Genomic DNA, 21,958 nt, shown 5'->3' with positions numbered 1-21,958 from the left:
GCACGCGTACGGCACATCACTTCCGGAGACCGAAAGGAACAGCATGACGACGTACGGATACTTCCTGTCGTCGGAGGAGTTCGCGCCGGGTGACCTGCTGGAGCAGGCGCGGATGGCCGAGCAGGCCGGGTTCGAGTCGCTGGCGATCTCCGACCATTTCCACCCCTGGAACGACGAACAGGGCGAGGCGTCCTTCGTCTGGGCCATGATCGGCGCTCTGTCCCAGGTCACATCGCTGCCGATCACCACGCTCGTGACCTGTCCGACGGTCCGGATGCACCCGGCGGTCAACGCGCAGGCCGCCGCGACCGCGGCGGTCCTCACCGGCGGCCGGTTCCGTTTCGGCATCGGCACCGGCGAGGCGCTGAACGAACACATCCTCGGCGATGCCTGGCCGGAGGCCGCCGTGCGCATGACCATGCTCGAAGAGGCCGTGCAGGTGATCAGGAAGCTGTTTGCGGGGGATCGGGTGACCCATCACGGTGACCACTACACCGTGCAGAACGCGCGCCTTTACACTGTGCCCGGCGAGCCCGTGCCGCTGTACGTCTCCGGCTTCGGCCCACAGGCCGCCGCGCTCGCCGGCCGGATCGACACCTCGGGCTGGCCGATCGCCGACCTCGAGTTTCGTCACCGGCTGCGGGCCCGGGCCGAGGACCGCATTCGCGCCGCCCGGGCCACCGGCCTGCGCAACCTGCCCCTGCACCGCACGGCACAGAACCGGATCTGGCTGGAGATCGTGCAGATCGCACTCGACCTGCTGGCCTGGATGCCGATGCTCGCCCTGACCGGTAAGGCCAAACTCTGGGAGCCCCGCCGCCTGCGGCTCCGCCTGTTCACCACGGCCGGACAGCTCGTGACCACCGGCCGCCGCCTGATCCTCCCCCTGGCCCGGCACTGGCCCTGGACCGGTCACATCACCGCAGCCCTCGACCGGCTCACCCACCTGCCCGACACCGGCTGACCAGCCAATTCCCCGTCCCTACGACAGCACCTCCACACCCGGAGCAGTGGAATCCGGCGCCACCCCGAGGCGACACCCGGGCCCTCGGCCTGCACAACCACAGCCCACGGCACGAAAACGATCCACCGACTCCGTCAGCAGACCGTCACGAAACTTCGAGGCTAGTTGGTGGTGCCAACGGGAATCGGGACGGAAGGGGATCATCTTGGGGCAGTCCCTGTGATGCGTTGCACCTGATAGAGGGACTGCTGCAGCAGAGATCGCGGCGTCAGTGCGTGACCCGTGTGGAGGAGGTAGCTGGCGGCCGGCTGGGCACGGAGCCCAGCGTGCTGCTTCTCCTGAACACTGCGACGCAAGCCGATAAGTCCGATTGCTGCCGATGCGGTAGCTGCGATGGCAGGGTGCCCGGCAAGAAGCGCACTACCGCCGAGTACCGCAATTTCAGCGGGAATCTCGGTCTTCACGTTGACGGCCATGGTTGCGGCATCCAACTCAAGGGCTTTCATCTGCTTGCGCAGGTCGGCTAGCGGCTGGGCGAATCGGTCAGCAACGGCACTCTCCAAGTATCGAGCGAGGACGGCTGTATCGCGGATATCTGTGAGGGACGCGAGTTCGGCGGCGACCTGGTCCACCTGTGCGCAGAAGGCGATGAAATCGTTTCCGTATCGGCGACGGAGTTCGACGATCTTTTCGACCGGTACGGCAGATAGGTTCTGTGGTACGACTAGGTCGAAGGCGAGGTAGGCAATGGCCTGGGCAATATCTCCCTGACCCGTGAGGGCGGGTGTGAGCGGACGACCGGCAAGGGCTGCTTCAATTTGATCTGCGTTCCAGTCTGCGGATACGGCGTAGGTCTCCGGCATGTCGGTGATGGGCTGCATCTTGTTGGCTCGGGCGAACTCTGCGGCCAGCATACTTTTGTAAACCATGACGAGACGAGGATCAACGATGGCCCAGCGATCCCGCCCCACGGCCCAGGATTCCGCCGTGTGCCCCTGCGTCGTCACGTACCTGGTGGGGCCTGGCAGTCGGGTCCCACCTCTGGCACCGAAGGCAAAGCAACGCTCAGAAAGAAGCGCTCGTAGTCGTGGGGCGCCTCGTCCTTGTGGCGAGCCGCAACATTAATGGGATCCGCTGGCAATCCTGGCCGAAATAGCTGCAGCGGCGTCAACGACTGACGCGACAGTGCATCTTCGAAAGCAGGAGCTACGGCCTCCACTGAAGGTCCCGGCGGAATCTCGTTAATGAAATCGAACTTTTCCGTGAGGGCCTGAATAGTGCGCGCTACGCCCTCTCCAGGTCCTAAGGACTCCGGATCTGCAAAGCTACTCGGGCGGTTAAAATAATCAACGAGCCGATCGGGCTGATTTGTGCTTGAAGGTACCATGCGTGTTATTTTAGGCCAATATAAAGCCATCGCCTTTAACCAGCCGTCATCGCGCACGTGAAAGAGAGGATAATAGAGACCATATGTCCGAGTTGTTTCTATGCTCATACAAGGAGGATATGGCTATGGGCGATCCAACGAGAGGCGGATGCAGCCTCTGGCCTTGGCCGAAGCCGGGCTCTGAGCGTGGCCGGCGCAGCGGTCCGCGCCGCGTACTGAGCCAACCGGTGGACGGTCGGGGTGGGTGGTCCGGTGCGGGGCAGGAGGAGAAGATGGCTGACCTTGCGCAGTTGCTGCAGCGGACCATGCGTCGCCGTGAGGTGACCGCGGAGTGTCTCGCGGAGGTGACGGGGATCCGTACGCCGCGGATACGGGCGTTCGCCGAAGACGGCGCCAGCGGACCGGTTTGGCCGACGGAGCTGGAGCTGGCGGAGCTGGCGGGGGCTCTCGGGCTGCCGCTGCCGGACGTCTATGAGGCTGCCGGTGTTCCTGCCGCGGCGCCGGTCTGAGCGCCGCCCCGCCCGTGGAGATGGTCACTGTCGCTCTGCCGGGTCTCCTTCTCGGGCTGCTGCTGACGCTGGACCGCTACGAGGAGCGCGTGCTGGCTCCCCGGCCCGGTCCCCGGCACCGCCGCCCCAAGGCAGCCCGGCACGCGCGCCGCTGGCGGGCCGCGTGGGATCAGTCGGCGGCCCGGTGGGATCCGGGCGCCGGGGTACACGCTGATTGGGCCACGCATCAGGGAGGGCAACAGTGGGCGACGGGTCGATGAAGGCCGTGGGGTGGGCGCAGTCCTTTCCCGTATCGGGCGGAGTACGCGCGGGTCGGCAATGGGCGCGCGAGCACGTGGAGGCTCTGGAGTGGACTCGGGAAGCGCCCGGGACGGTGGACGATATCGTGCTGGCGGTCTCAGAGCTGATCACCAACGCCCATGTGCACGCCCGCAGCGGCGCGCAGGTCATGCTGGCCTGGGACAGCCGGTGCCTGCACGTCAGCGTCCACGACGCCGCCGGCGGCGAGCCCGCCTCCCCCGCGCCGGACCCCGACCGGCCCTCCGGCCGGGGCCTGCTCCTTGTCGATGCTGTATCCGACAGCTGGGAGACCCGGCAGCAGCGGGACGGCAAGACCGTCACCGCCTGCTTCTCCGCACCGGGCCAACCCGACCCGCACGCGGTCGCCGGGAAATAGGGGTCCGCGAACTGCCGGGCGGCGTATGCAAGCAGCTGGGCCGGCCCTGGTTGCGAGCGCCCGGTCTCTGCGACGACGAGGCGGTGTGCGGTTGGCTACCGGTTCACACCAGAGCCTGGTAGATGTCCAGATGGTCACTTCACGCGCCGATTGACCCGGACCGTGGCCGGAGTTCGCCGGTTCGTGCCGTGGGGCTGCTGTGTTGGATGGTGCTCCTGCCGGTCGTTGCGCGGATCCTTTCCCCGGGCGGGGCCGCGGCGGATGGCCGCTGGTCTCGGTGATTGCACCGGGCCCCCGTAGGATGGCAACCCCCTCTGGAGGTGCCCGGTGTTCACTGACGTACGGCTGGTGATGGTTTTCGCGGATGATCCGGAGGTGTCGGCACGCTGGTGGGGCCAGGTTCTCGACTTGCCGGTGAAGACGGATGTCAGCCCCACTGGGGCCGTTTACGCCTGGGTGCAGGCCGGGGGCGTGGAGCTGGGGTTCCACCCGGCCGACGACGAGCGCAACCCCAGGGGCGGCAGCCCGGTGGTGTACTGGGGCGTCGATGACCTGGACCGGGCCCGGGACCATCTGCTGGCCGCCGGGTGCGAGCACCACCGCGGGCCCCTGGTCATCGAGCCCGGCCGCCGGATCGCGCAGCTCCGCGATCCGTTCGGGACGGTTATCGGCCTTGAAGGCCCGTAGCCCCCGGACCACAACCGGCCGGTGCTCCCGCTGACCGAGCCTCAGCGGGTGCACCGGCCGGTTGGTGCCTAGTCCGTCAGGCCGTGCAGGCTGTCCAGCCCGGTCGCCGCGGCGTACGCCCGTAGAGCCCCCCGCAGAGAGCGAGTAGTCCATCGGCCGCCCAGGGCCGTGGTGGCACCGACGTACAGCTCCACCACCTCGTCGGGTGCCGTCTGGCGGCCGGCCTGCCGCAGAACCGCCGGCAGCGTCACGACGTCGATCAGCCCCGTCACGTCCGGACGCACGGTCTCGACGTCGAACAGCACCACCTCACCCCCGGCCCGCGACCGCAGATGATCGGGCTTGAGGTCCAGGTGGCCCAGCGGCACCAGGTCGGACCCGTAGGCGTCCACGTGCGCGGCCACCACGTCGCACCAGGCCGTCTCGTCCCGGATCCACGCGGGGGCCGGGGCCGTCAGCAGGCGCCCCACTGAGAATCCGGCCAGCGCTTCCACGGCGTACCGCAGCAGCCGCAGGGCCGCAGTGTGCACCGCGGCCACCCACTCCACCAGAACCCCCGGCATCCGGGTGTCGCTCCAGTCGGCGGTCCCGGGCAGGTACTCCAGCAGCAGCGACAGCGACCGCTCGCTTTCCGCGTACAGATGCGGGACCGGCGCTGTGCCGGTCAGTAACTCGTATGCGAGCGTCTCCCCGGCGAAGGCGGCCGGGTCCGCGTGCAGTTTGAGGATGCGCTGCCCGTACTGGTCGCTGACTGCGAACACCGCGGCGGTGTAGCGCGAGCTGAGCAACCGCAGGCGCCCGGCCCACCCGGGGCGCTCGGCCTCCAGCGCTTCCCGGGCACGGTTCAGCAGCGCTCCGGGGTCATCGGGCATCGGGGTGGCCAGCCACCCGTCGGGGCGGATGCGCGCCAGACCGGCCAGCGCCTGCGCGGCCGAGGCCGGCACGGCCGTCACCGGGTGCCCGCCGGCACGACCGCTTCAGCGACGCCACCGGCCAGGTGGACGTACGACCGGCCCGCCAGGTCGGGCCGCTGGTGCTCGCCGTAGATTCCGAAGAAGGCGTATACCAGGCTGTCCAGCGGCGGCCCGATGTGCCAGCACTCCATGGATCCCCCGGCCACGTCCCACACCTGGAGACGGCCCTCCAGCAGCGCCACGAAGTCGCAGAAGAACAGCTCCGCGCCGAACGGGTACGTCGCCATCGCCTCGTCGCGGGTGGTGGCCGGCACCGGGTCGAATGAGGCCGTGGTGACGTCCCATGCGAACTGGAGCAGGTGGCCGCCGGGGCCGTCCTTGAGGCGCAGCACCGCGCGGTGGCGGCCCAGCGGACCGGACAGGTACTCGTGGATGCTGCACGCCAGGATGCCGCTGCTGGTCGCCAGCAGTTCCCGGCCCAGCCGTGGCAGCTCGCCCGTTACCGTGTCCAGGGCTTGGTCCCAGTCGGCGGGCTCATCCGCCAGCGCGGCGAGCACGACTTGCCCGGGGTCGGTACGGAAGGCGTTGTGTGCCCGCAACTGCTCGTGTTCGAACGTGCCGTCGATCTGCACCCAGCCCACCGGGCGGCTGGTGACCTTCTCGGCCGGGGAGCCGGGGACGCAGAGTTGGTCGCCGGGGCGCGGCCCGTGCACGGTGAACAGGTGCTGTAGGCGGTTGGCGGTCGCGGCCATCTCGACGTGGTCGGAGTACAGGAACGGCCCGTGCGGGGAGCCGGGCGGAACGAACCCGTTGCCGCACAGCGCGATGTCGGCGACGCCGTCCAGTGGGGCCGCGACCTCCAGCAGCAGTTGGTTCAGCACGCTCAGGCCGGTCTTGTGCCGGGTGCCGTCCAGGCCGGGCAGGAGGTTGACCGAGGAGGCCGGCATCCCGGGCGGGACGATCTGGGAGTTGTTCGACAGCACCGTCATCCGCGGCACCGGCTGTACGCCTTCGGCGATGTGCTGGAGGTACAGGTCGGAGATGTCGGCGTCGACCGCGATGAACACGGCCGGCCCGTCGCCGGCCTGAACGCACGGCTGGAAGACGCGGTCCTCCCAGAACAGCGTCTTCGCACCCGCCGGGTACAGCGTCGCGCGCAGGCCGCCCAGCTCAATCGGGCTGGTGTGGTCGAGCCGGTGGACGGTGAAACCGAGCCGGATGATCGCTGCCTCCACGGGTTCGAGCAGCAGCGGCCCCACGTAGACCGGGATGCTGCGGTCCAGCAGCGCCAGCGACGGCAGGTGGAAGTGGTCCAGGTGCTCGTGGGTCAGGATCACCGCGTCCACCTGCGGCATCGCGTCAGTATCGATGGCGCGCGGCGGCCACACCCGGCACTCGGCCCGGCCCGGCAGGCCGAAGGCCGGAGCGAGCACGGGGTCCACCAGGACGCTGCGGCCGGCGCCCTGGACGAGCCAGGTCTGATGGCCGAGGAACGTCAACTCCAGCTGTGTGTCCATGGGAAGCCTCCCGGTCAGGGGTTGGTGCAGAGCAGGCCGCCGGGGGCGGGCGGGACGACCCCGGCCCGCCCCCGGCGCGTTCCTCAGTGGTGGTAGGTGTGCGGGGCCGCGGTCAGCGCGCCGGTACCGATCAGGCGCGTCAGCTTGGCCTGGAGGGTGGTGACGTTCTTCGGGTCGAGCGCGGCCCGCGTCGACGGGCCGGTGCTTCGGGTGCTGGTGTCGCTCATGAGCAGTACCTCCAAGGGTGCGGTTGCTTGCCCGGCCCGGCCCTGACCGGCCGGGCCGTGACGTTCAGTCAACGCCTCGCGGCACAGGGTGGGGAGCTGCCACAATGTCTGCCAGGTGTAGGCCAGTTGTGAACCACCGACGACGATCGGCCGGACATGACCATCGGGGAGCACATCCGCGCGGCACGCGAGGCCAGGAGGCCGAGGTGCAGCCAGGCACGGCTGGCCGAGGAGCTGTCCGAGGCCCGCTGGGGGAAGACCGGGTTCCTCGACCGGCAGCAGGTCTACCGGTGGGAGACCGGCAGGCGAGTCCCCGGCGAGTGGCTGCCGTTCATCGAGCAGGTCCTCGTCCTTGATCTGTCCCGCCCCGCCGAGGCCCCGATGGCCGATACCGTGATCTCAGTCATGCGCTTGGGAGGCGGCGACGTGGACCGACGGCAGTTCCTCGCGGCATCCGCTGCCACCGGCCTTGCTGCGCTCGACCTGCCCGACGCCGAGGCGGTGACCCGCCGCGCGAACCGCCCCGGGCCCGTTGGCGTGGGCATGGGCGAGGTATCCGCGGTACGGACCATGACGACCACCCTCGGCAACGCCGCCTCCGAACTGGGCGGCGGCCACGCCCGCCACCTGGCTGTGCGCTACCTGACGGTCGACGTGAACCGCTGGCTGGACGGCCGCTACACCGAGACGGTCGGCCGGGAACTGTTCGCGGCCACCAGCGAACTCGTCCACCTGATCGGCTGGATGGCCCGCGACGAAGGCAACCAGGGCCTCAGCCAGAAGTACCACCTGCACAGCTACAGCCTCGCCGCCGAGGCCGGCGCCAACGAACTCGCCGCGACCGCGCTGCGCGGACTGGCAGACCAGGCCATCGACCTCGGCCAGATCCCCACCGCCGTCCGCCTCGCCGAAGCGTGCGAGCAGCGCGGCCGGAAGCTGACCAACCCCAAGGCCCTCGCCTACTACCGCAACACCCTCGCCCGCGCCGCCGCCGCAGACGGCGACCGGACCACAGCCGCCGAGCTGCTGACGCTCGCGCAAACCGCGATCGAGAACGCGCCGGCCCTGCCTGGCCAGTCCTGGGCCAGCCACTACAGCCACGGCCGGTGGGCCCACGAGGCCGGCATGATCCACGCGAAGCTGGGCGACCTCGCCACCGCCGAGGAACACCTCCACCTGGCCTTGGACATCCACGGCCTGGACCGCAAGCGAACCCGCGCGATCGTGCTGGCCGACCTCGGACACGTCCAGCTCAAGCGAGGCAACACCACCCAGGCCCTGGCCACCTGGCACGACTTCCTCACCTGCGCGGACGGAGTGCAGTCGGTCCGCATCAACGACGGGCTGGCGAACATCGCTGCTCGCCTGCCCGCCATCACGCACAGCCCGCAGGCCCAGTTGCTCACCGAGCGCATTGCGGCCTCGGCCACCCAGCCCATGGGGAGCAGCTGATCAGCTTGGACACCGTCCGGACCTGACGACGCAGGCGGCGTCCGCGCTGGTCAGCATTGTCATAACGCCGGAACTGCCAGGGGCCGGCTGGGTGGGATCACGGCTCACGGCTGGAGATCGCAGCTCACGGAACGTTCCCTCCCACAGCGTCCTCGGGCGGATGGGGAGCCACAGGTGCGGCCACAAGCGCTGGAGGAGGCCAGCGTTGAGGAAGCGGCGCAGGTCGGCCGATTCGCAGGCTTCCCGGATGACGGTCTCGTACAGCCTGCGCCGGTCCTTGCCGACGCCGAGGTCGTAGCGGCGCTGCTGGGACCAGTCCAGTGCCGTCGGCAGCGTGACGTGTCCGCTTGCCGGGCCCGTCAACTTAGCGAGCGAAGCGGGCATGACGTAGGGGCGCCGGTCCGCGTAGCGCTGCCTGGCTTCCACGGGCTCGAGTATGCCCGCGGAGACCGGTGGCTGCGCCGGACGCCGCAGCTGCGTTCGGGGAGAAGGCGGGTGCCGGTTCTCAGCGCTGCTGCCCGGTCTGTTACGCGCCGGCCCCGGGGTCTCGTACGTCGAGTTGGAAGTCGCGGTGCAGTTCGGTGGGCCACAGCGGGGTGCCGAGGGCGACTTCGAGGAGGAAGACGGTGCGCACGTCGGTGACGCCGCTGCCGTCCAGGATGCGTCCGATGGTGGGGTGGGTGCTGCCGACCAGTTCGGCGACCGCCCGCGCGCTCAGGGCCCGTTCGTCCATCACGGTCAGCAGGGTGCGGGCGAGTGCCTGGGCGATGTGGGCGCCGGGCGGGGCGTCGTCGGCCAGGCGAGCGTCTGGCCACACGCCGGAGGCGATGTGAGACGACGGTGGTCCGTCGGGGTTGCGCACGTCCTCGTCGTCCCATCCCGGCGTGATCAGCAGGACTGTCATCGGTCACCTCATTGTCTCGGGATGGAGGGGGAGGCAGGCACCCGCCCCACTGCTGGTACGTTTATTTACCACTAGGTGGCGAGGGCTGACCGCCCGGGGTCGTGTTCTGCCCGGCCTGTGCCGGTGTGCGGAGGGGGTGCGAAGTGGCGACGATGTACGCCGGGGTCGACTGGGCGGACCGCTGGGTGGACTGCGCGGTCGTCCGCCGTGACGGGGCCCGGCTCGGCCACCGGCGCATCGTGTATGCCCAGAGTCTTGATCCGGTCGGGGACTACTGCGCGTTCCTCCGCTCCTTCAACCGCACCCGCTGGCGCACCATCCCCACCGCGATCGAGGACGCCGGCATCCTGTTCGCCCAGAACCTGACCGATCAGGGCCTGGCAGTGGTCCACGTGGACGCCACGCTCGCCGCCCGGGCCCGCAAGGCCGGCAGCATCGGCGGCGACACCAAGGCTGACCGCACCGACGCCTACCTCCTGGCCGGCATGCTCCGCACCGGCACCTTCGCTCCCCGCCCGGTGAGTTCGCCTGCGGCGCGCGCCGTCCAGGTCCTGGCCCGCGCGCAGACCGACGCCGCCCACAGACGGGTCGAAGCCCTCCACCGGCTGCGCGCGGCCCTGGTCACCTACTACCCGGCGGCTGTCACCGCCTGGCCCAAGGCGGGCCTGCGTCATCCCCAGGCTCGCGCTGTCCTGGCCGCCGCCCCTTCACCGCACGTGGCCGCGGCGCTGAGCCGGGTCCGGTTCGCCGAGGTGCTGCGAACGGCGGGGCGCTGGCGCACCGTCGAGGACGAGGCCGAGCGCCTCCATCTGCACTTCCGCCGCCCTGCCCTGCGCACGCACCCGGTGGTGGAGGAGGCGCGGGCGGCCGAGGTCCGCGGGCTGCTCGCCGATCTGGACCACGCATGTGCGCGCGCCGACGACCTGGCCCGGCAGGCTGCGAAAGCCTTCGCCGCCCACCCCTCTTACAAGATCGTCACCTCGTTCCCCGGGATCGGGGACCTCCTGGGAAGCCGCCTGCTCGGCGAGATCGGCGACCACCCGCAGCGCTTCGCCGACGCCCGGGCCCTGTGCGCGTACGCCGGCGTGGTCCCGGTCACCTGGGCTTCGGGCACGGCGGCGCGGGTCTCCATGCGCCGTGCGGCCAACTCCGAACTGCGCGACGCTCTGCACCAGGCTGCGTTCTGCTCGCTGACCCACTCGCCCGGTGCCCGCGCCTTCTACCGGGCCCAGCGCGAGCGGGGGATCGCGCACAACACCGCCCTGCGCAACCTCGGCGCCCGCCTGGCCCGCTGCCTGTTCTTCTGCCTGCAGCGCGACGTGCTGTGGGACGAACGGGACGCCTTCCCCGCCCATGAGGCGGTGCCCCCGTAGTGCCGGGAGCGGCGGGCGGCCGGGTTGAGGCCGAGAGGGGAGGCGGCGGTCGGAGCGGTTCCGGCCGCCGCCCCCGCCCTCGGCCGGGGGCGGGCCCGCGGGCGGACAGCAGCGGGAGATGCCCATTGCATCCCGGGCCACCGAGCCCCCACGTGGGAATGGCGCCCGAACGCTGTCCGCCCGCCTCAGCTGCGATGCCGGCCCGGCGGCCGGGTCCCTCGCCACCCATCTGATGGTACGTTTATTTACCAGTGGTCGGGTGGTCCTCGCCGGGCCTCCCGCCGCTGCAAAGAGGTCTCCCGGAACCTCGCCTACTCCCCACGTCAGCGGGGGTGAACCAACCGACCCGGCCGAAGCTCGATGGCTGCGTCCTCTCCGGGACTGTTTCCCGGCGTGCCCCGCACGCCGGGGAACAGTGTGCTGTCCACGCTCCACGCCCCAGCCCGGCCCGGGCAGGGCCGCGCCGTGGAACCGGTTCAGACCGGGAGTTGGGGGCCCGGCGATCCCAGCCCGCCTTTGCCGGAGCTGCCGAGTTTCGCTTCGTGTCCCCGATCCCCGGCCGCCGGTGCCGGCCTATCGGCCCGCGCCCCGGTTGCTGCCGCCTGCGGGCGGGCGGGGGCCGGCTGGCGGTACTCCGGTTGGCTTGTTCGGCGGTTTTCCGGTCTCGTGGTCCGCCAGCCGGGCTGCCATGGTCCACCAGGCGGAGGCGAGGTGGGTCGAGCGGGCCACGGCGTGGCACTGGGCCCGCTGGTCACCGATGCCGCCGGTCAGCGGTGTGAGGGCATGAGGCACGGACTGCCGCAGCCATTGGGCGTAGCCCCGGCCGCCGAGGAAGATCACGTGGGCGTCGTCCAGGTCGAGCGCGGCGGTCTGCCGGGCGATCCGCTCGGGGGTGATGACGTCCCGGTCGGCGAGCCGGGTGTCGTACGGGAACAGCGGACGTTCCAGGGGGACCAGGCCGTGCCGGGCGGACAGGATCCGGATCAGGGTCTGGTCGGTCAGGGCGTCAGCGGCGAGGCGCAGGGATCGGTGCCACGGGCCGGTGTAGAGGTGGCCGGCGGGGATGACGTCCCGGTAGCCGAACTCCTCCCAGGACGGCTCAGCCTTTCTCGACCCACAGGCGATGATCACGACCCGGCGCCGTGAACAGGGGATATTGCCGCGCTGGCGAGCGTACTCGCGCCCGGCCGGCGTCAGGTAGAGGGCCTGCCCGGTCTGCTCCCAGGTGCCGCGGATGACTCCGTGTTCGCAGGGCCGGATGTCGGCGTAACCGGCGGCGTGGACGGCGGCCAGGGTCCGCTGGTTGAAGAAGCCGGGTACGTGGTCGTCGATGCCCGGAACGAGGTGGTCGGGGCGTCGGGCGGCGGCGAGGACCGCGTCGTGCTGCCGGGCGGGGAGCCTGGACAGCACGCCGGATGCGGGCGGCGACGCGGGCGGCCCGTAGTCGGCCTTCCACTGTTCGTACGCCGCTCGGCCGGCGTCCGTTATCTGATGTGCGCCGCTGCCGGGCTGGCGGTCGGTGATCAAGCTATCGGCGTGGAGCCGGGCCAGGGCGGCAGGGTGTCCGGTGACCATGCCGTTGTCGTGTGCGGCAAGGACACGGGCCCCGGTGGGGGTGAGCTGGTGCAGATGATGCCTCTCGTGCTCGGTGTTGGCCCGTCCGGCGGCTGTGCGCGGTCAGCGGGTGGCGCGGACGGGTGTGATGGTCGTGTGACGCCGCTTCACCGAGTTCAGCGTGTTCTGCGGATGGCGTCGGTGGCGGCCTTGGCGATGGCGGCGGGGGCGCTGGCGGGCCGGGGCAGGTGCAGCGGGGTGGTTCCCGGCAGGTGGCGGGAGTTCTTGGTGAGGGTGAGCTGGAGTACGGCGCAGCCGGCGGTAGTGAGGCGTTTGATGCGGGTGAGGGCCCGCGTGGTTTCGTCGGGGGTGTAGATGGCGTCGGTAACGATGACGAGGAGGCGGCCGGTGCCGGGGCGGCTGAGGTCGAGACCGTGGTCGAGTGCGTCGATGGCGTCGCCGAGGTTGTGGGCGCCGCCGTTGGCGTTGAACTCCGTCACGCGCTCGGGTGCCCGGTGGGTGGGCCGGGTCAGTGCGGTCAGATCGTGGTCGTACGCGATGGTGGCGGTGCGGGAGTCGGGGTCGGTCAGGGCTGCTGCGTTCGCCACGATCCAGGCAGCGGATGCGACGGGCCCGCAGGCGACACGCATGGAGCCCGAGATGTCGACCGCGATCCCCACCCTCAACGGTGGAGTCGGGGAGTTGCGGCGGCGGGTGTGGGTGAACGGCTCCGCGGTGGGCACCGCGCCTGCGGCGCGCTGAGCGTCGCGGGCGAGGGCCTGGCGCATGTTGAGGCGGCCGGGCGGAGTGGGGCTGGTGGTCCGCTCCTCGGTCCGTTCGCGGTAGGCGGCGGCACGCAGGGCCCGGCTCAGGCGCGCGGCGGCGCTCTGCTCGGCGGCGGTGGGCCGGCGAGTACCGGTGACCGGGTTCCCGGAGGGCGCCGGTCTGCCGTCGGGGCTGACCGTGGTGCCACGGGGGTTGAAGACCGACTTCGCGGTAGCGGCGGCCTTGCGTCGCCGGCCGGCCTGCTCGGCGCGGTCCTGGACCTTCGCCCGTGACCGTGCGGCCACGGCGTCGTCCGCGGCAGAGCGTGCGGCGAGGTCAGCGGCGTCGTTGGCGGCCATGGTGTCCAGGACGACCGCCACGGCGCCGGACAGCAGATCGGTGAGGTCCTGCGGCGCCGGGGGCAGGTCTGGGGCGGCGGTGTCCAGGGCGTCGCACCAGTCTTGGGCGTGCGCGAGCATGGTGGTGGCGTCGTGGTCGGCGCACCGGTGGGCCGCGGTCCAGATGCCGGTCAGGGTGGCCAGCAGGTCGGCGCCCAGCACCCGTTGGCACAGGTCGGCGACGGCTTGGGTCTCGCCGGCGTCCAGGATGCCGGCGTCCCGGCGCCCCAGCATCAGGGCCGCCACACCGGCGGCATGCTCGAAGCCCTGAAAGCTGGGGCTGGCGATGTCGGGCATGACCAGGGTCCGGGCACTTATGCGCAAGTATGTGCGGTCGGTCGGCCGCCTGACCAGATGGGCCCCCTCGACACGGCTCTCCTCCAGCAGCAGCGCGGCCTCCACCACACGGGGGTCCGCACCGGCCGGCTCCTCCCACACGGAGTGGGAGGCGTGCGCGGCCTCGTGGACGAGGACCCCCCAGGCGGCGGGATACCGTTCCTCGTCGCCCACGATCCGCGGTCGGACCTCGTGGGGCTGGAGAGGGGCGAACAGCCTGGCATCGAACTCCACCTCCGCCAATCTGGGAAAGTACGCAGCCGGTGCGCCGGAGCGGGTGCCGGGACGGCAGATGACGATCAGGTCTTGGCGGCCGGACAGGGCGACCAGCCGGTCGCCGAGTTCGGCTCCCACCCGCAGCCACGCGGCCGGGGAGGAACGGGGCTGTGCGGGCGGGGCGCCGTCGTCGTCCCACCGTGCGAGGTCGGCGTCGGGTGTGGTGGCGGAAGGCTGGACGTGGTGATGGACGCTCATCGCGAGCGGCCCCGATGGGCGGAGCCCGTGCCGCGCGGGGGCTGACGGGCGGCCGACGCGGTCGCGGGGAGCTGCCGGCCCAGGGTGAGAGGCGCGACCTGCTGGATGCCGACGACCTTGGCGACGGCTTCGGCGACGGCGTCGCGGTCCTCCGCCGGAGCGATCCCGACCAGATTGCCGAGCGCCGCCCTGGTGCCAAGGACGGCCTCGGCCTTCTGGTAGCTGAGCAGCTCCCGCAGCTGCGGGGCCCAGCCCAGTTCTCCCAGCTCGACCTGGCGGGCGAGATGCCGGGCGATCCGGACCACCCGGGCATCGATCTTCAGAGCCAGGGCGAGATCGTAATCCGTGCCCACCTGGATCTGCACGCTGAACCGGGACGCGAGCGCCTCGGTCAGCACGGCGCCGTGCACGCCCGGATTGTGGCCGGCCACCACGTAGAAGCCCGGCTCGGCCTTGATGGTCTCGCCCTTATGGGCCTTGACCTGGATCTGGCGGCGCCCGTCCATGGCCGGATAGAGCGCGGCCAGCACCTTCGGCGAGATCAGCGTGGCGTCGTCGATCAGCAGGGCGCGACCCTCGGTCATCGCGGCCACCAGCGGACCGTACTGGAAGACGTAGCCCCCGGCGTCGGCTTGGGTGTACTCGCCGATCAGGTCGCCGACGGTGGTGTCGCCGTCGCCGGCGACGGTGATCAGGTCGGGGAAAGCCGCCTCCACCAGCGAGGTCTTGCCGGTTCCCGGAGGACCGTAGAGCAGCACCGGCACGTCGGCGTCGCGCAGCCGGTTCAGCGCCTCGACGTCGGGCAGGTCGGCCAGCTCCCTCGGGTGGTAGAGCTGGCCTCCCGCGCGGCGGATCGGGCCGCCCGGCAGGGGCGTGCGGGCCGTGGCCGTGGGGGCGCGGGGAGCATGGGTGCCCGGCGGACTGATCACCGCGGCCCGCGCGGCTGCCGCGGTCTTCCCGTTCGCGCGGAACTGCGGCTGTCCGGTGCCGCGCTGGTCGGCCTCGCCGCGTCGCGCCAGAGTCAGGGCGGCGTTGCGAACAGCACCGTGGGAGTGGCCCAGCTGCCTGGCCATATCCCCGATGGTGAGGCTGTCCGCGGGCCGGTCGGCCAGCAGTCGGGCCACCTTGGCCCGTAGTTCGCCGGCCTTGGTGCGTGCTGAAGTGGCTTTGGGTCCGGGTGTGGTCAATACAAGGATCCTTCAACGGGCTGGCGTGCGGGCGGGGTTGGCGGTGCAGGTGCGGGCGGCCTCGGTGCGGGAGGTCTTGTCGCCGGTCTGTAGGGGCCTGCCCTGTAGGGGCGTGCTGGTGTCTGTCGCTGGGCGGGCTCAGCCGGGTGTTTCCTCGAATCCGGACTGGAGCAGGATTTGCCGGGCGGCGGCGTTGTAGCCGGTGGTGGTGATCTCGCCGGTGCCGGTGTGCCGGATCGGCACGAACGGCAGGGCCGTGCGCTCTGTCGGCGCCCCCGCCGCATGGACGGGCGAGGGCCCCTGGACTACGACGCTGCGAGCCGCCGACAAGAGTTCGAGCGCTTCCCTGCGGCGGTCGGTCAGGTCCTCATCAATCCTGGCCAGGGCGTGCATGAGCGTGTACGCGGGGACGGAGCCCGGGTCGGGGTGAGTCTCGTCGAGGTGTGGGTCGACCGCGCTGCGGGCACAGGCGACGAGCCGCTGGGCGGCGTGGAGCAGGCCGCCGTCCTGCAGGAGATGCTCCAGGAGTTGGCCGAGCTGAGCGGAGTCGACGGCGGTGAGGCGGCCGGCGAGTTCGTGCAAGGCCGCAGCGGCGGCCGTGACGTCGGCGACGGAGTCGGGAAGATGCGAGGTCAGAGTTTTTCTCCCTGATGTTCGGTTCGGGGCTTGGAGGACCTTTCCGGGGTGCGGGACTCGGCGGTCCGGGGCCGGTACGGGCGGGCCATAGCCGGCCTTCCGCTGTCCGTACGTTTCTCGGCCGGCGTCGGTCATCGCGGTGACGGTGTCGTTGTCGTTGTCGTGGGCGGCGTCGGCCCGTCCGCCGAGGTTGCTCCGTTATCGGGTGGCCCGGGACGGTGTGCTGGTGGTCAGTGCCGGGGGCCGCGGGGCGGTGACCGGCGGAGTCGCAGTGGTGGGGGGTGCGCGGCGTCGGGCGCGTATGCGGGTGAGGGGTGCCAGGGTGCGGCGGGCGGCGGGGATGAGGTGGTGGGGGGCGTGGGCTGGGTCGTGGGTGAGGGCGGTGATCTCGCGTGCGGCGGTGCGGGCGGTGGTCAGCAGGGCGCGGGTGTAGAGGTGTTCGGCCCAGTGCTCGGCCGAGCCGACGGGCTGGCTGAGGAAGTCCAGGACGTGGGCGGGGTCGGTCCCGTTCAGGACGGCGTGCTGCTGGGCTTTCCACAGCACGGTGATCGGGTCGACCGGCTCACCGTGCCGGGCCATGGCGGTCAGGCACCGGTACAGGCCGTGGTGCAGGGGGAGTCGGAAGTCCTCGGGGTGCAGCCAGCCCAGGTCCGCGAGGTCTTCGGGGCGGGCGGTACCGGCGGCGAGGAGGAGGCGTTCGGCGTCGAGGTCCCCTTCGGCCGGGGCTTCGGTCGCCTCCGCAGGAGTTGCTCTGGGCACGGGTCCGGGTTGGCGCGGCCACTGGGGTTCGGCACGGTCGAGGAACCGCCCGAGGGCATCGGCCTGCTCCAGCACGATCGTGGCCGGTTCGGGAAGCGACCTGTCCTGGGCGAGCCGTTCCAGTCGCATCGCGCGCTCGCGCAGGGTCCGGCGGACGGCTTCGGCGCGCACCATCTGGGCGTAGACGGGCACGTGTTCGGGTCTCGGGCAGGCGCCTATGAGGGTGTGGAGGTAGGGGGTGTCCAGTCCCGGCGCCGTGGTCACCGCGGTCTTCAGGACGGCCGTCAGCCACACCGGGCTCGCCCGGTGCACCTCGGGGTCGGGTGGGGTGAGGGTGCGCATCGCCGCGAGCAGCGCGCTGTGGGAGGGGTTGGCGAAGTGCTCGGGCAGCAGGTCCGGCACGCGGGCCAGCTGGGCGGGTTCGAGGAGGAGGGCGCCGAGGAGCGCCTGTTCGGCGTAGTGCAGCGGCTCCGGCGGGGGCAGGTCCTCGTAGGGATCGTCGAATTCGGCGGAGTCGTGGATGGTCATTAGGCGGCCAGGGTGAAGTCGTCGCGGTCCAGGGTGGCGCCGAGGTGCGGGGCGAGCAGGTGGGCGGCGAGCCGGGGCGGGAAGGCGTTGCCGATCTGGCCGAAGACCTGGCCCTTGTTGCCGGCCCAGGGGTGGCCGGCGGGGAAGGTCTGCAGGATCCCGGCCTCGACCGCGGTGATCCGGATCGGGTCCGGGGCCTCGCCCGGGTCCTGTTCTGCCGCAGGTGCGGTGCGTGGTCGGGGTTCGGCGATCCAGAGGCATTCGTTGGCGCGGTGGCCGAAGAACAGCGTGCCGGCCGGCTCGTCGGAGCTGCGGACGGTGGCGTGGGCCTGGTTGTTGCTGCGCAGTGTCCAGGACCAGCGGTGGGCCTCGGCGGTGAAGGTCGGTGCGGGGGCGTCGGCGGGCCGGTTGTCGCGGGGTCCGTGCTGGGCCCAGCCAGGTCCGTCCCGTCGGGAGCGGAGCACGAGGTTGGCTGGGGCGGGGTGGGTTTTCCAGGTTCCGCGGGTACGGGCGTCGGTGAGGGTCTTCCTGGATCCGGAGGGGAAGGGCTCGGGTCCGCCTCCGGGTCCGCCGCCGGCGCACACGGTCGGCACCGGCCGGTCGGTGGCGCCCCAGCCCAGAGCTTCGGCCATGCTGACCCACCGCCGGCGGCCCGGTCCGAACAGCGACTCCGGCTCCGGGACCGCCGCGTGGGTCGGCTCCGGCGGTGCGGCGGTGCGGACCCGGGAGGCGATCAGGATCGCCCGCTTCCTCGTCTGGGGTACGCCGTAGTCGGCTGCGTTCAGGATGCCGGTCCAGGCGGAGAAGCCCCAGGTGCGGAGGATCGTGGCGTACTGGCGCCACAGCGGCAGCACGTCGGGCACCTCCTCCATGAGCACCCATTCGGGCTGCCCGGCCTGGTGCAGGGCGTGCAGGTAGCGCATGGGTTCCGCCGCCAGCAGGGAGCGCTCGTCGCGGCACGCGCTCAGCAGGCTGGCTCGGGTGTCGCGGCCGGCGGCGAGGTCGGTGACGGCCTGGTGGACCAGCGGCTGGTCGAGCAGCCCGAGGCGTTTGCCGGCCATCGACCATGCCTGGCAGGGCGGGGACGCGATTAGCCCCCAGGTCTTCCCGGTGAACGGCCGCACCGGGTACATCGCCACGTCCGTGCGGATGGTGAGCAGCCCGGCAGCCGCCCTTGTCCGGCACGCCCACGGGTCCCACTCCAGCCCGATATCCTGAACACCGAGCACGGCGGCGGCGTGCGACCAGCCGCCGGGGCCGGCGAACAGGTCCAAAACCAGGCCGCGGTTCACGCGGTCAGCCCGAAGTCACCCTGCTCCTGCTCAGGTTGCTGTTGGTCGCCGCGGCACGCCCACGGCGAGCAGCCGTCAGCGACGCCGTCCTCCAACTCCTTCAGTCGCTCACCGGCCGCATGGGTGTCCAGGGCGGCTTGCCGCTGGGCCCATTCGCGGGCGGTGACGTGGTCGATCGGCGCCTGGTCCAGGGGGACGCGGGAGCGGTGCAGGAACGCCTGCCCCAACAAGGGGTTGCCCGAGGCATTGGCGCGGGCGTTGCCGGCCCGGATCGCCGCGTCGAACGCGACGACATCCGCCCACTCCTCCGGGGAGTGATCCCGAATATTCCTCCACTGCTGATTCCCATGGAATGGACAGCCCAGGCAGCTCGATTTGGGAGTGTCCGCCAGGCCGCGTGATTCCAGGTAGGAGGTGCAGTCGGCGCGGGACCAGTCCATGTCCAGGATCAGGGGGTGCCGATTGTGCATGTAGGCGACGTCGGCGTCCTTCGCCCGGTGAAACTCATCCGTCGAGATCCCAACCCACTGCTCGACGAAAATCCCCTTCGGGATACGCTCCGGATAGGGGTATCCCAGGATCTCCCGAACCTGCTTCTTGATCGGCTTGATCTTATATTCACCGGTGCACTGCCGCCGCGTCATCCCAGGCCGGCCGTCCTTGTTGAGGATGTAGAGCGGCATGGAAGCAAAACGATGGGCGGGGTCGAGCGCGTCTTTTCTGATGTTGCCGGTCGCCACCCGCAGGACGGGGATACCTGCGGGTTCGGCTATCTCCCGCTGAATGCGGTCGAGATGCGAATAAACGGCTTTCGGTTCCCACCCTGTATCGGCGAATATCGCATAGTCGATCCGTGGGAGGATTCCCTCGGCGGAAAGAGAGAGCAGCGTGGTGGACTGTACTCCGGCGCCTAGAGAAAGGATGCGGTAGGTAGGGTTGGTGGGGTTTGTCAAGGGTGTGCGGGAATTCCTGTTCTCGTGAGTGGGGGTCAGCGGGTCCGGGGCCGGCCGGTGGGCGTGGGCGGTGGTGGAGCGGCGGTGTTGCCTGCTGCGACGGTCGTCTGCTCGGGGCGTTGTGGCGGGCCGAGGCGTCGGAGTTGGTCGCCGGCGTGGGCCAGGCGCATGGCGATGCCGGTGACCGTCCCGGCGGCTTCCTCGAAATCCGAGGTGAGGCGCCGGGCGGGGCCGGTGCCGGCGGCGTGCGCCTGCTGACCGGGCGGCCTGGAGGAACCGGGTCAGGACCGGGAGGAGGCCGTGGACGTCGTGGACGACCTGCTCGGCGAGGTCGGCTGCGGTGTCGTAGGTCTCGGCGCCGGTCATCGCCTGTGTCAGGGCACGTAGTTGATCACTGAGCCGGTACCCGCCGTCGGAGCCGTCGGCCGGGCCGGTGTGCCCACTGATGAGCTGGGGGTCGAGGTCGACGCGGTATCCGGCCAGGGTGAGCAGCTGTGCCGCCAGCGTGGCCTGCTCGTTCTCGCGGATTGGACCCTGGTCCCACGGCAGGCGGTGGTAACGGGAGTTGAAGTGCCATTGGACGAGGAATCCGGCGCGTTGCAGCAGGGCGCGGGCGAGGCTGTCGCCGCCCCAGGCTTCGACGCTTCCGCCGCCCAGGTGGGTGATCCGGACACCAGGCGCGGGCAGTAAGTCTCCTGTTCACGGGTTGGTGTCACGGAACGGTTCAGCGTGCTGGCCGGTGTGGCCCTGCGGATACGTGCGCCGAGGTCGGCGGGGTGACGGCCGGGTCGGCGCGGGAGCCTCGAGGCGGGTCGCGGTGGCCCGAGGTGCGGGTGGGCGCCGCGGGTCGGTTCGCGGGCGCCGGGACTGGCCCTGGGCGAGTTCGAAGGCGAGGTCGTGGACGATTTCGGCCGAGGTCTGCGGGGACAGGTGTATGGCCCAGACCGGGTGGTTGGCGGCGCCGCCACCCCAGACCGTCCAGGTGCGGAAGTTGCGGCCGGGCCGGGCGAGGGCGGCGGAGGTGTCGAATACGACGCCCGCGGCGTCACCGTCGTGCCGCCCAGCGGATGAAGCGCCCTTCCACGCTCTTGGTCCAGTCGGTCAGCGGCCGTGCGGCGTGCGCGATGCCCATTTCGGTGGCTGCGGGCTCGGTCGTGGAGGCGGCACCGGATATGGGAGTGTCCAGGAGCGTGGCCACCATCTCCGCCGGGGTGGAGGCGGTCGCGGTGCCGTGCCACAGGCGCTCGCCGACCTGCGACTCGTACGCCGCGACGGTCCACCGAGGTTCGCCGTGTTCGGGTTCGTGGACGAAATCCACGCGCATCAGCAGGGATTCGTGGCTGGCGGTGGTGGTTTCGTCGTGCGGCCGGTACTTCTCCCAGTCGTCTTCCTGCGCGAGGAAGGAGTCCAGCAGCTCTGCGTGGTCACCTGGGTCTGCGTCGTACACGGGCACGGTTTCGGTGGGTGACGGGGCCCGCCGGGTGGTGCCGCCCGGTACCGCGGTGGCGCTGAGGATGCGGGTGATGCGCTGCTCGGCGCGGGTGGCGGGTGGCGGGTGCGGGGGCAGCGCGCAGGGCGCTGCCGTAGACGAAAGGGAATTCGGCCACGGCGTCGGTCTTGCGGTCGTAGGTGCTGACTATGTGGCGCAGGTGGTCCTCGTCGTTCAGGAGCACGCTGGAGCCGGAGGTGTACGTGCCCACTGCGGCGACGAAGCCGTCGTCGGCAGCTTGGTGGTGGATGACGAGGTGGCTGGCGGCGATGTCGTCGTGAATCGTCTGTGCTTCGGCCCCTACGGTGCGGATCTCCTGCCGGCTCAGGTGGGGCAGGGGGTGGTCGGCCCGCGTCGGGTTCGTGTCGAAGTCTCGCAGGAGTGCGAAGGCGACGCCGACGGTGAGGCTGACGTCGCGCAGGGCCCGGGTGGCGGCGTCGGCGTAGTGGGCCTCCTCGCGGTCGATGCGGACCAGCACCAGGGTGTCCGCCCCTTGGGCAGGCGCTGGTTGGAAGGAGTGGGCGAGCAGGATGGTGCGGGCGGTGGTCAGGGGGGTCGCGTGGGGGCGGGTGGCGGCGGTGTTGTGAATCTGGGCGGTGATCTGCCGGGGTGTGGGGATGGCGGGTCTGGCCAGGTGGCGGGCGGCGGCCTTACGGATCAGGGCCTGCTGGACGGGCACGGGCGCGGTGTCGATCGCTTCAATCAGGGCGGGCAGTTCGGGTGCGAACAGCCCCGGCGAGACGTCGGTCGCGGCTTCGGCGACCAGGCGGGCGGTCTCGGTCTCGATCAGCGGCGCCCAGGCGAAGTCCAGGCCGTGCTGCTCGCAGGTATAGAAAGCGCCGCCTTCCAGCGAGGCCGAGAACGGGTAGTCGTCTTCGAGCATGAGCTGGACGCTGCCGAGGAGGGAGGCGACGGCCTCGGCCAGCTTGTGGGCCAGGCCGGGATCGCGGATCCAGCGGGTGCTGTCGGCGGAAGCA

At 71.1% G+C, this 21,958-nt stretch carries 22 protein-coding genes and 1 pseudogene; 6 read left to right on the top strand and 17 right to left on the bottom strand.

Annotated features, from left to right (window positions below):
* Positions 1–43 precede the first annotated feature (43 nt).
* The gene (locus V2S66_RS19070) at positions 44–964 is read left to right on the top strand and encodes a TIGR03557 family F420-dependent LLM class oxidoreductase (protein ID WP_330797016.1); all 921 of its coding nucleotides are present in this window, start codon (positions 44–46) and stop codon (positions 962–964) included.
* Positions 965–1,164: 200 nt separating this feature from the next.
* Here V2S66_RS19070 and V2S66_RS19065 read toward each other — a convergent pair whose 3' ends face one another.
* Positions 1,165–1,971 carry a DUF6236 family protein gene (locus tag V2S66_RS19065; protein WP_330797014.1) on the bottom strand — a complete coding sequence of 269 codons (807 nt, stop codon included), beginning with the start codon at positions 1,969–1,971 and terminating at the stop codon, positions 1,165–1,167.
* On the bottom strand, positions 1,968–2,459 hold the full coding sequence (locus tag V2S66_RS19060) for a hypothetical protein (protein ID WP_330797012.1): 492 nt from the start codon (positions 2,457–2,459) through the stop codon (positions 1,968–1,970). The genes V2S66_RS19065 and V2S66_RS19060 overlap by 4 nt, the downstream gene beginning before the upstream one ends.
* Positions 2,460–2,623: 164 nt before the next feature.
* Here V2S66_RS19060 and V2S66_RS19055 point away from each other — a divergent pair, with 164 nt between their 5' ends.
* From V2S66_RS19055 to V2S66_RS19045, 3 genes are all read left to right on the top strand, one after another.
* Positions 2,624–2,860, top strand: a complete 237-nt coding sequence (locus V2S66_RS19055; RefSeq protein WP_330797010.1) for an XRE family transcriptional regulator — start codon at positions 2,624–2,626, stop codon at positions 2,858–2,860.
* A gap of 256 nt (positions 2,861–3,116) precedes the next feature.
* Complete coding sequence (locus V2S66_RS19050) at positions 3,117–3,536, top strand: ATP-binding protein (RefSeq protein WP_330797098.1); 420 nt, start codon at positions 3,117–3,119, stop codon at positions 3,534–3,536.
* Positions 3,537–3,863: 327 nt separating this feature from the next.
* Entirely contained in the window at positions 3,864–4,223 is a 360-nt protein-coding gene (locus V2S66_RS19045; RefSeq protein WP_330797008.1) for a VOC family protein, read from the top strand.
* 68 nt (positions 4,224–4,291) lie between these two features.
* Here the strand turns inward: V2S66_RS19045 and V2S66_RS19040 are convergent, their stop codons facing one another.
* The 3 genes from V2S66_RS19040 to V2S66_RS19030 form a co-directional block, all read right to left on the bottom strand.
* Positions 4,292–5,167 carry a hypothetical protein gene (locus V2S66_RS19040; protein ID WP_330797005.1) on the bottom strand — a complete coding sequence of 292 codons (876 nt, stop codon included), beginning with the start codon at positions 5,165–5,167 and terminating at the stop codon, positions 4,292–4,294.
* A 5-nt stretch (positions 5,168–5,172) separates the two neighbouring features.
* Complete coding sequence (locus V2S66_RS19035; RefSeq protein ID WP_330797004.1) at positions 5,173–6,654, bottom strand: MBL fold metallo-hydrolase; 1,482 nt, start codon at positions 6,652–6,654, stop codon at positions 5,173–5,175.
* An 83-nt stretch (positions 6,655–6,737) separates the two neighbouring features.
* A complete protein-coding gene (locus V2S66_RS19030; protein WP_330797002.1) occupies positions 6,738–6,881 on the bottom strand; it encodes a hypothetical protein in 144 nt (47 codons plus the stop codon).
* Positions 6,882–7,262: 381 nt separating this feature from the next.
* Between V2S66_RS19030 and V2S66_RS19025 the strand changes: the two genes are divergently transcribed.
* On the top strand, positions 7,263–8,333 hold the full coding sequence (locus V2S66_RS19025; RefSeq protein WP_330797097.1) for a tetratricopeptide repeat protein: 1,071 nt from the start codon (positions 7,263–7,265) through the stop codon (positions 8,331–8,333).
* Here V2S66_RS19025 and V2S66_RS19020 read toward each other — a convergent pair whose 3' ends face one another.
* Positions 8,334–8,759 carry a hypothetical protein gene (locus V2S66_RS19020; protein WP_330797000.1) on the bottom strand — a complete coding sequence of 142 codons (426 nt, stop codon included), beginning with the start codon at positions 8,757–8,759 and terminating at the stop codon, positions 8,334–8,336.
* Positions 8,760–8,859: 100 nt separating this feature from the next.
* Complete coding sequence (locus tag V2S66_RS19015) at positions 8,860–9,237, bottom strand: helix-turn-helix domain-containing protein (RefSeq protein WP_330796999.1); 378 nt, start codon at positions 9,235–9,237, stop codon at positions 8,860–8,862.
* A gap of 152 nt (positions 9,238–9,389) precedes the next feature.
* Here V2S66_RS19015 and V2S66_RS19010 point away from each other — a divergent pair, with 152 nt between their 5' ends.
* A complete protein-coding gene (locus V2S66_RS19010; protein WP_330797096.1) occupies positions 9,390–10,610 on the top strand; it encodes an IS110 family RNA-guided transposase in 1,221 nt (406 codons plus the stop codon).
* A gap of 573 nt (positions 10,611–11,183) precedes the next feature.
* Here V2S66_RS19010 and V2S66_RS19005 read toward each other — a convergent pair.
* From V2S66_RS19005 to V2S66_RS18965, 10 genes and pseudogenes are all read right to left on the bottom strand, one after another.
* Positions 11,184–12,185, bottom strand: a complete 1,002-nt coding sequence (locus tag V2S66_RS19005) for a DUF6884 domain-containing protein (protein ID WP_330796997.1) — start codon at positions 12,183–12,185, stop codon at positions 11,184–11,186.
* A gap of 155 nt (positions 12,186–12,340) precedes the next feature.
* Positions 12,341–14,137 (bottom strand): vWA domain-containing protein, encoded by a 1,797-nt coding sequence (locus V2S66_RS19000; protein WP_330796996.1) that lies wholly within the window; start codon positions 14,135–14,137, stop codon positions 12,341–12,343.
* A complete protein-coding gene (locus V2S66_RS18995) occupies positions 14,134–15,261 on the bottom strand; it encodes an AAA family ATPase (protein ID WP_330797095.1) in 1,128 nt (375 codons plus the stop codon). Before V2S66_RS18995 ends, V2S66_RS19000 begins: the two co-directional genes overlap by 4 nt.
* 201 nt (positions 15,262–15,462) lie before the next feature.
* Complete coding sequence (locus tag V2S66_RS18990; protein WP_330797104.1) at positions 15,463–15,906, bottom strand: hypothetical protein; 444 nt, start codon at positions 15,904–15,906, stop codon at positions 15,463–15,465.
* A gap of 252 nt (positions 15,907–16,158) precedes the next feature.
* On the bottom strand, positions 16,159–17,247 hold the full coding sequence (locus V2S66_RS18985; protein WP_330796994.1) for a DnaB-like helicase N-terminal domain-containing protein: 1,089 nt from the start codon (positions 17,245–17,247) through the stop codon (positions 16,159–16,161).
* Positions 17,247–18,527, bottom strand: a complete 1,281-nt coding sequence (locus V2S66_RS18980; protein WP_330797094.1) for a DNA cytosine methyltransferase — start codon at positions 18,525–18,527, stop codon at positions 17,247–17,249. The genes V2S66_RS18985 and V2S66_RS18980 overlap by 1 nt, the downstream gene beginning before the upstream one ends.
* Positions 18,528–18,535: 8 nt before the next feature.
* On the bottom strand, positions 18,536–19,426 hold the full coding sequence (locus V2S66_RS18975) for an adenine nucleotide alpha hydrolase family protein (RefSeq protein WP_330797093.1): 891 nt from the start codon (positions 19,424–19,426) through the stop codon (positions 18,536–18,538).
* Between the two features lie 765 nt (positions 19,427–20,191).
* A pseudogene (locus tag V2S66_RS34555) lies at positions 20,192–20,506 on the bottom strand (SPDY domain-containing protein); the annotation flags it as partial.
* Between the two features lie 31 nt (positions 20,507–20,537).
* Positions 20,538–20,939, bottom strand: a complete 402-nt coding sequence (locus tag V2S66_RS18970) for an SPDY domain-containing protein (protein WP_330796990.1) — start codon at positions 20,937–20,939, stop codon at positions 20,538–20,540.
* Complete coding sequence (locus tag V2S66_RS18965; protein ID WP_330796987.1) at positions 20,917–21,864, bottom strand: hypothetical protein; 948 nt, start codon at positions 21,862–21,864, stop codon at positions 20,917–20,919. Before V2S66_RS18965 ends, V2S66_RS18970 begins: the two co-directional genes overlap by 23 nt.
* Between the last annotated feature and the right edge of the window lie 94 nt (positions 21,865–21,958).

The organism is Actinacidiphila polyblastidii, assembly GCF_036353415.1.
In the GTDB taxonomy this organism is placed as follows: Bacteria; Actinomycetota; Actinomycetes; order Streptomycetales; family Streptomycetaceae; genus Actinacidiphila; species Actinacidiphila polyblastidii.
This window is presented reverse-complemented; position numbering and strand designations above follow the sequence as displayed.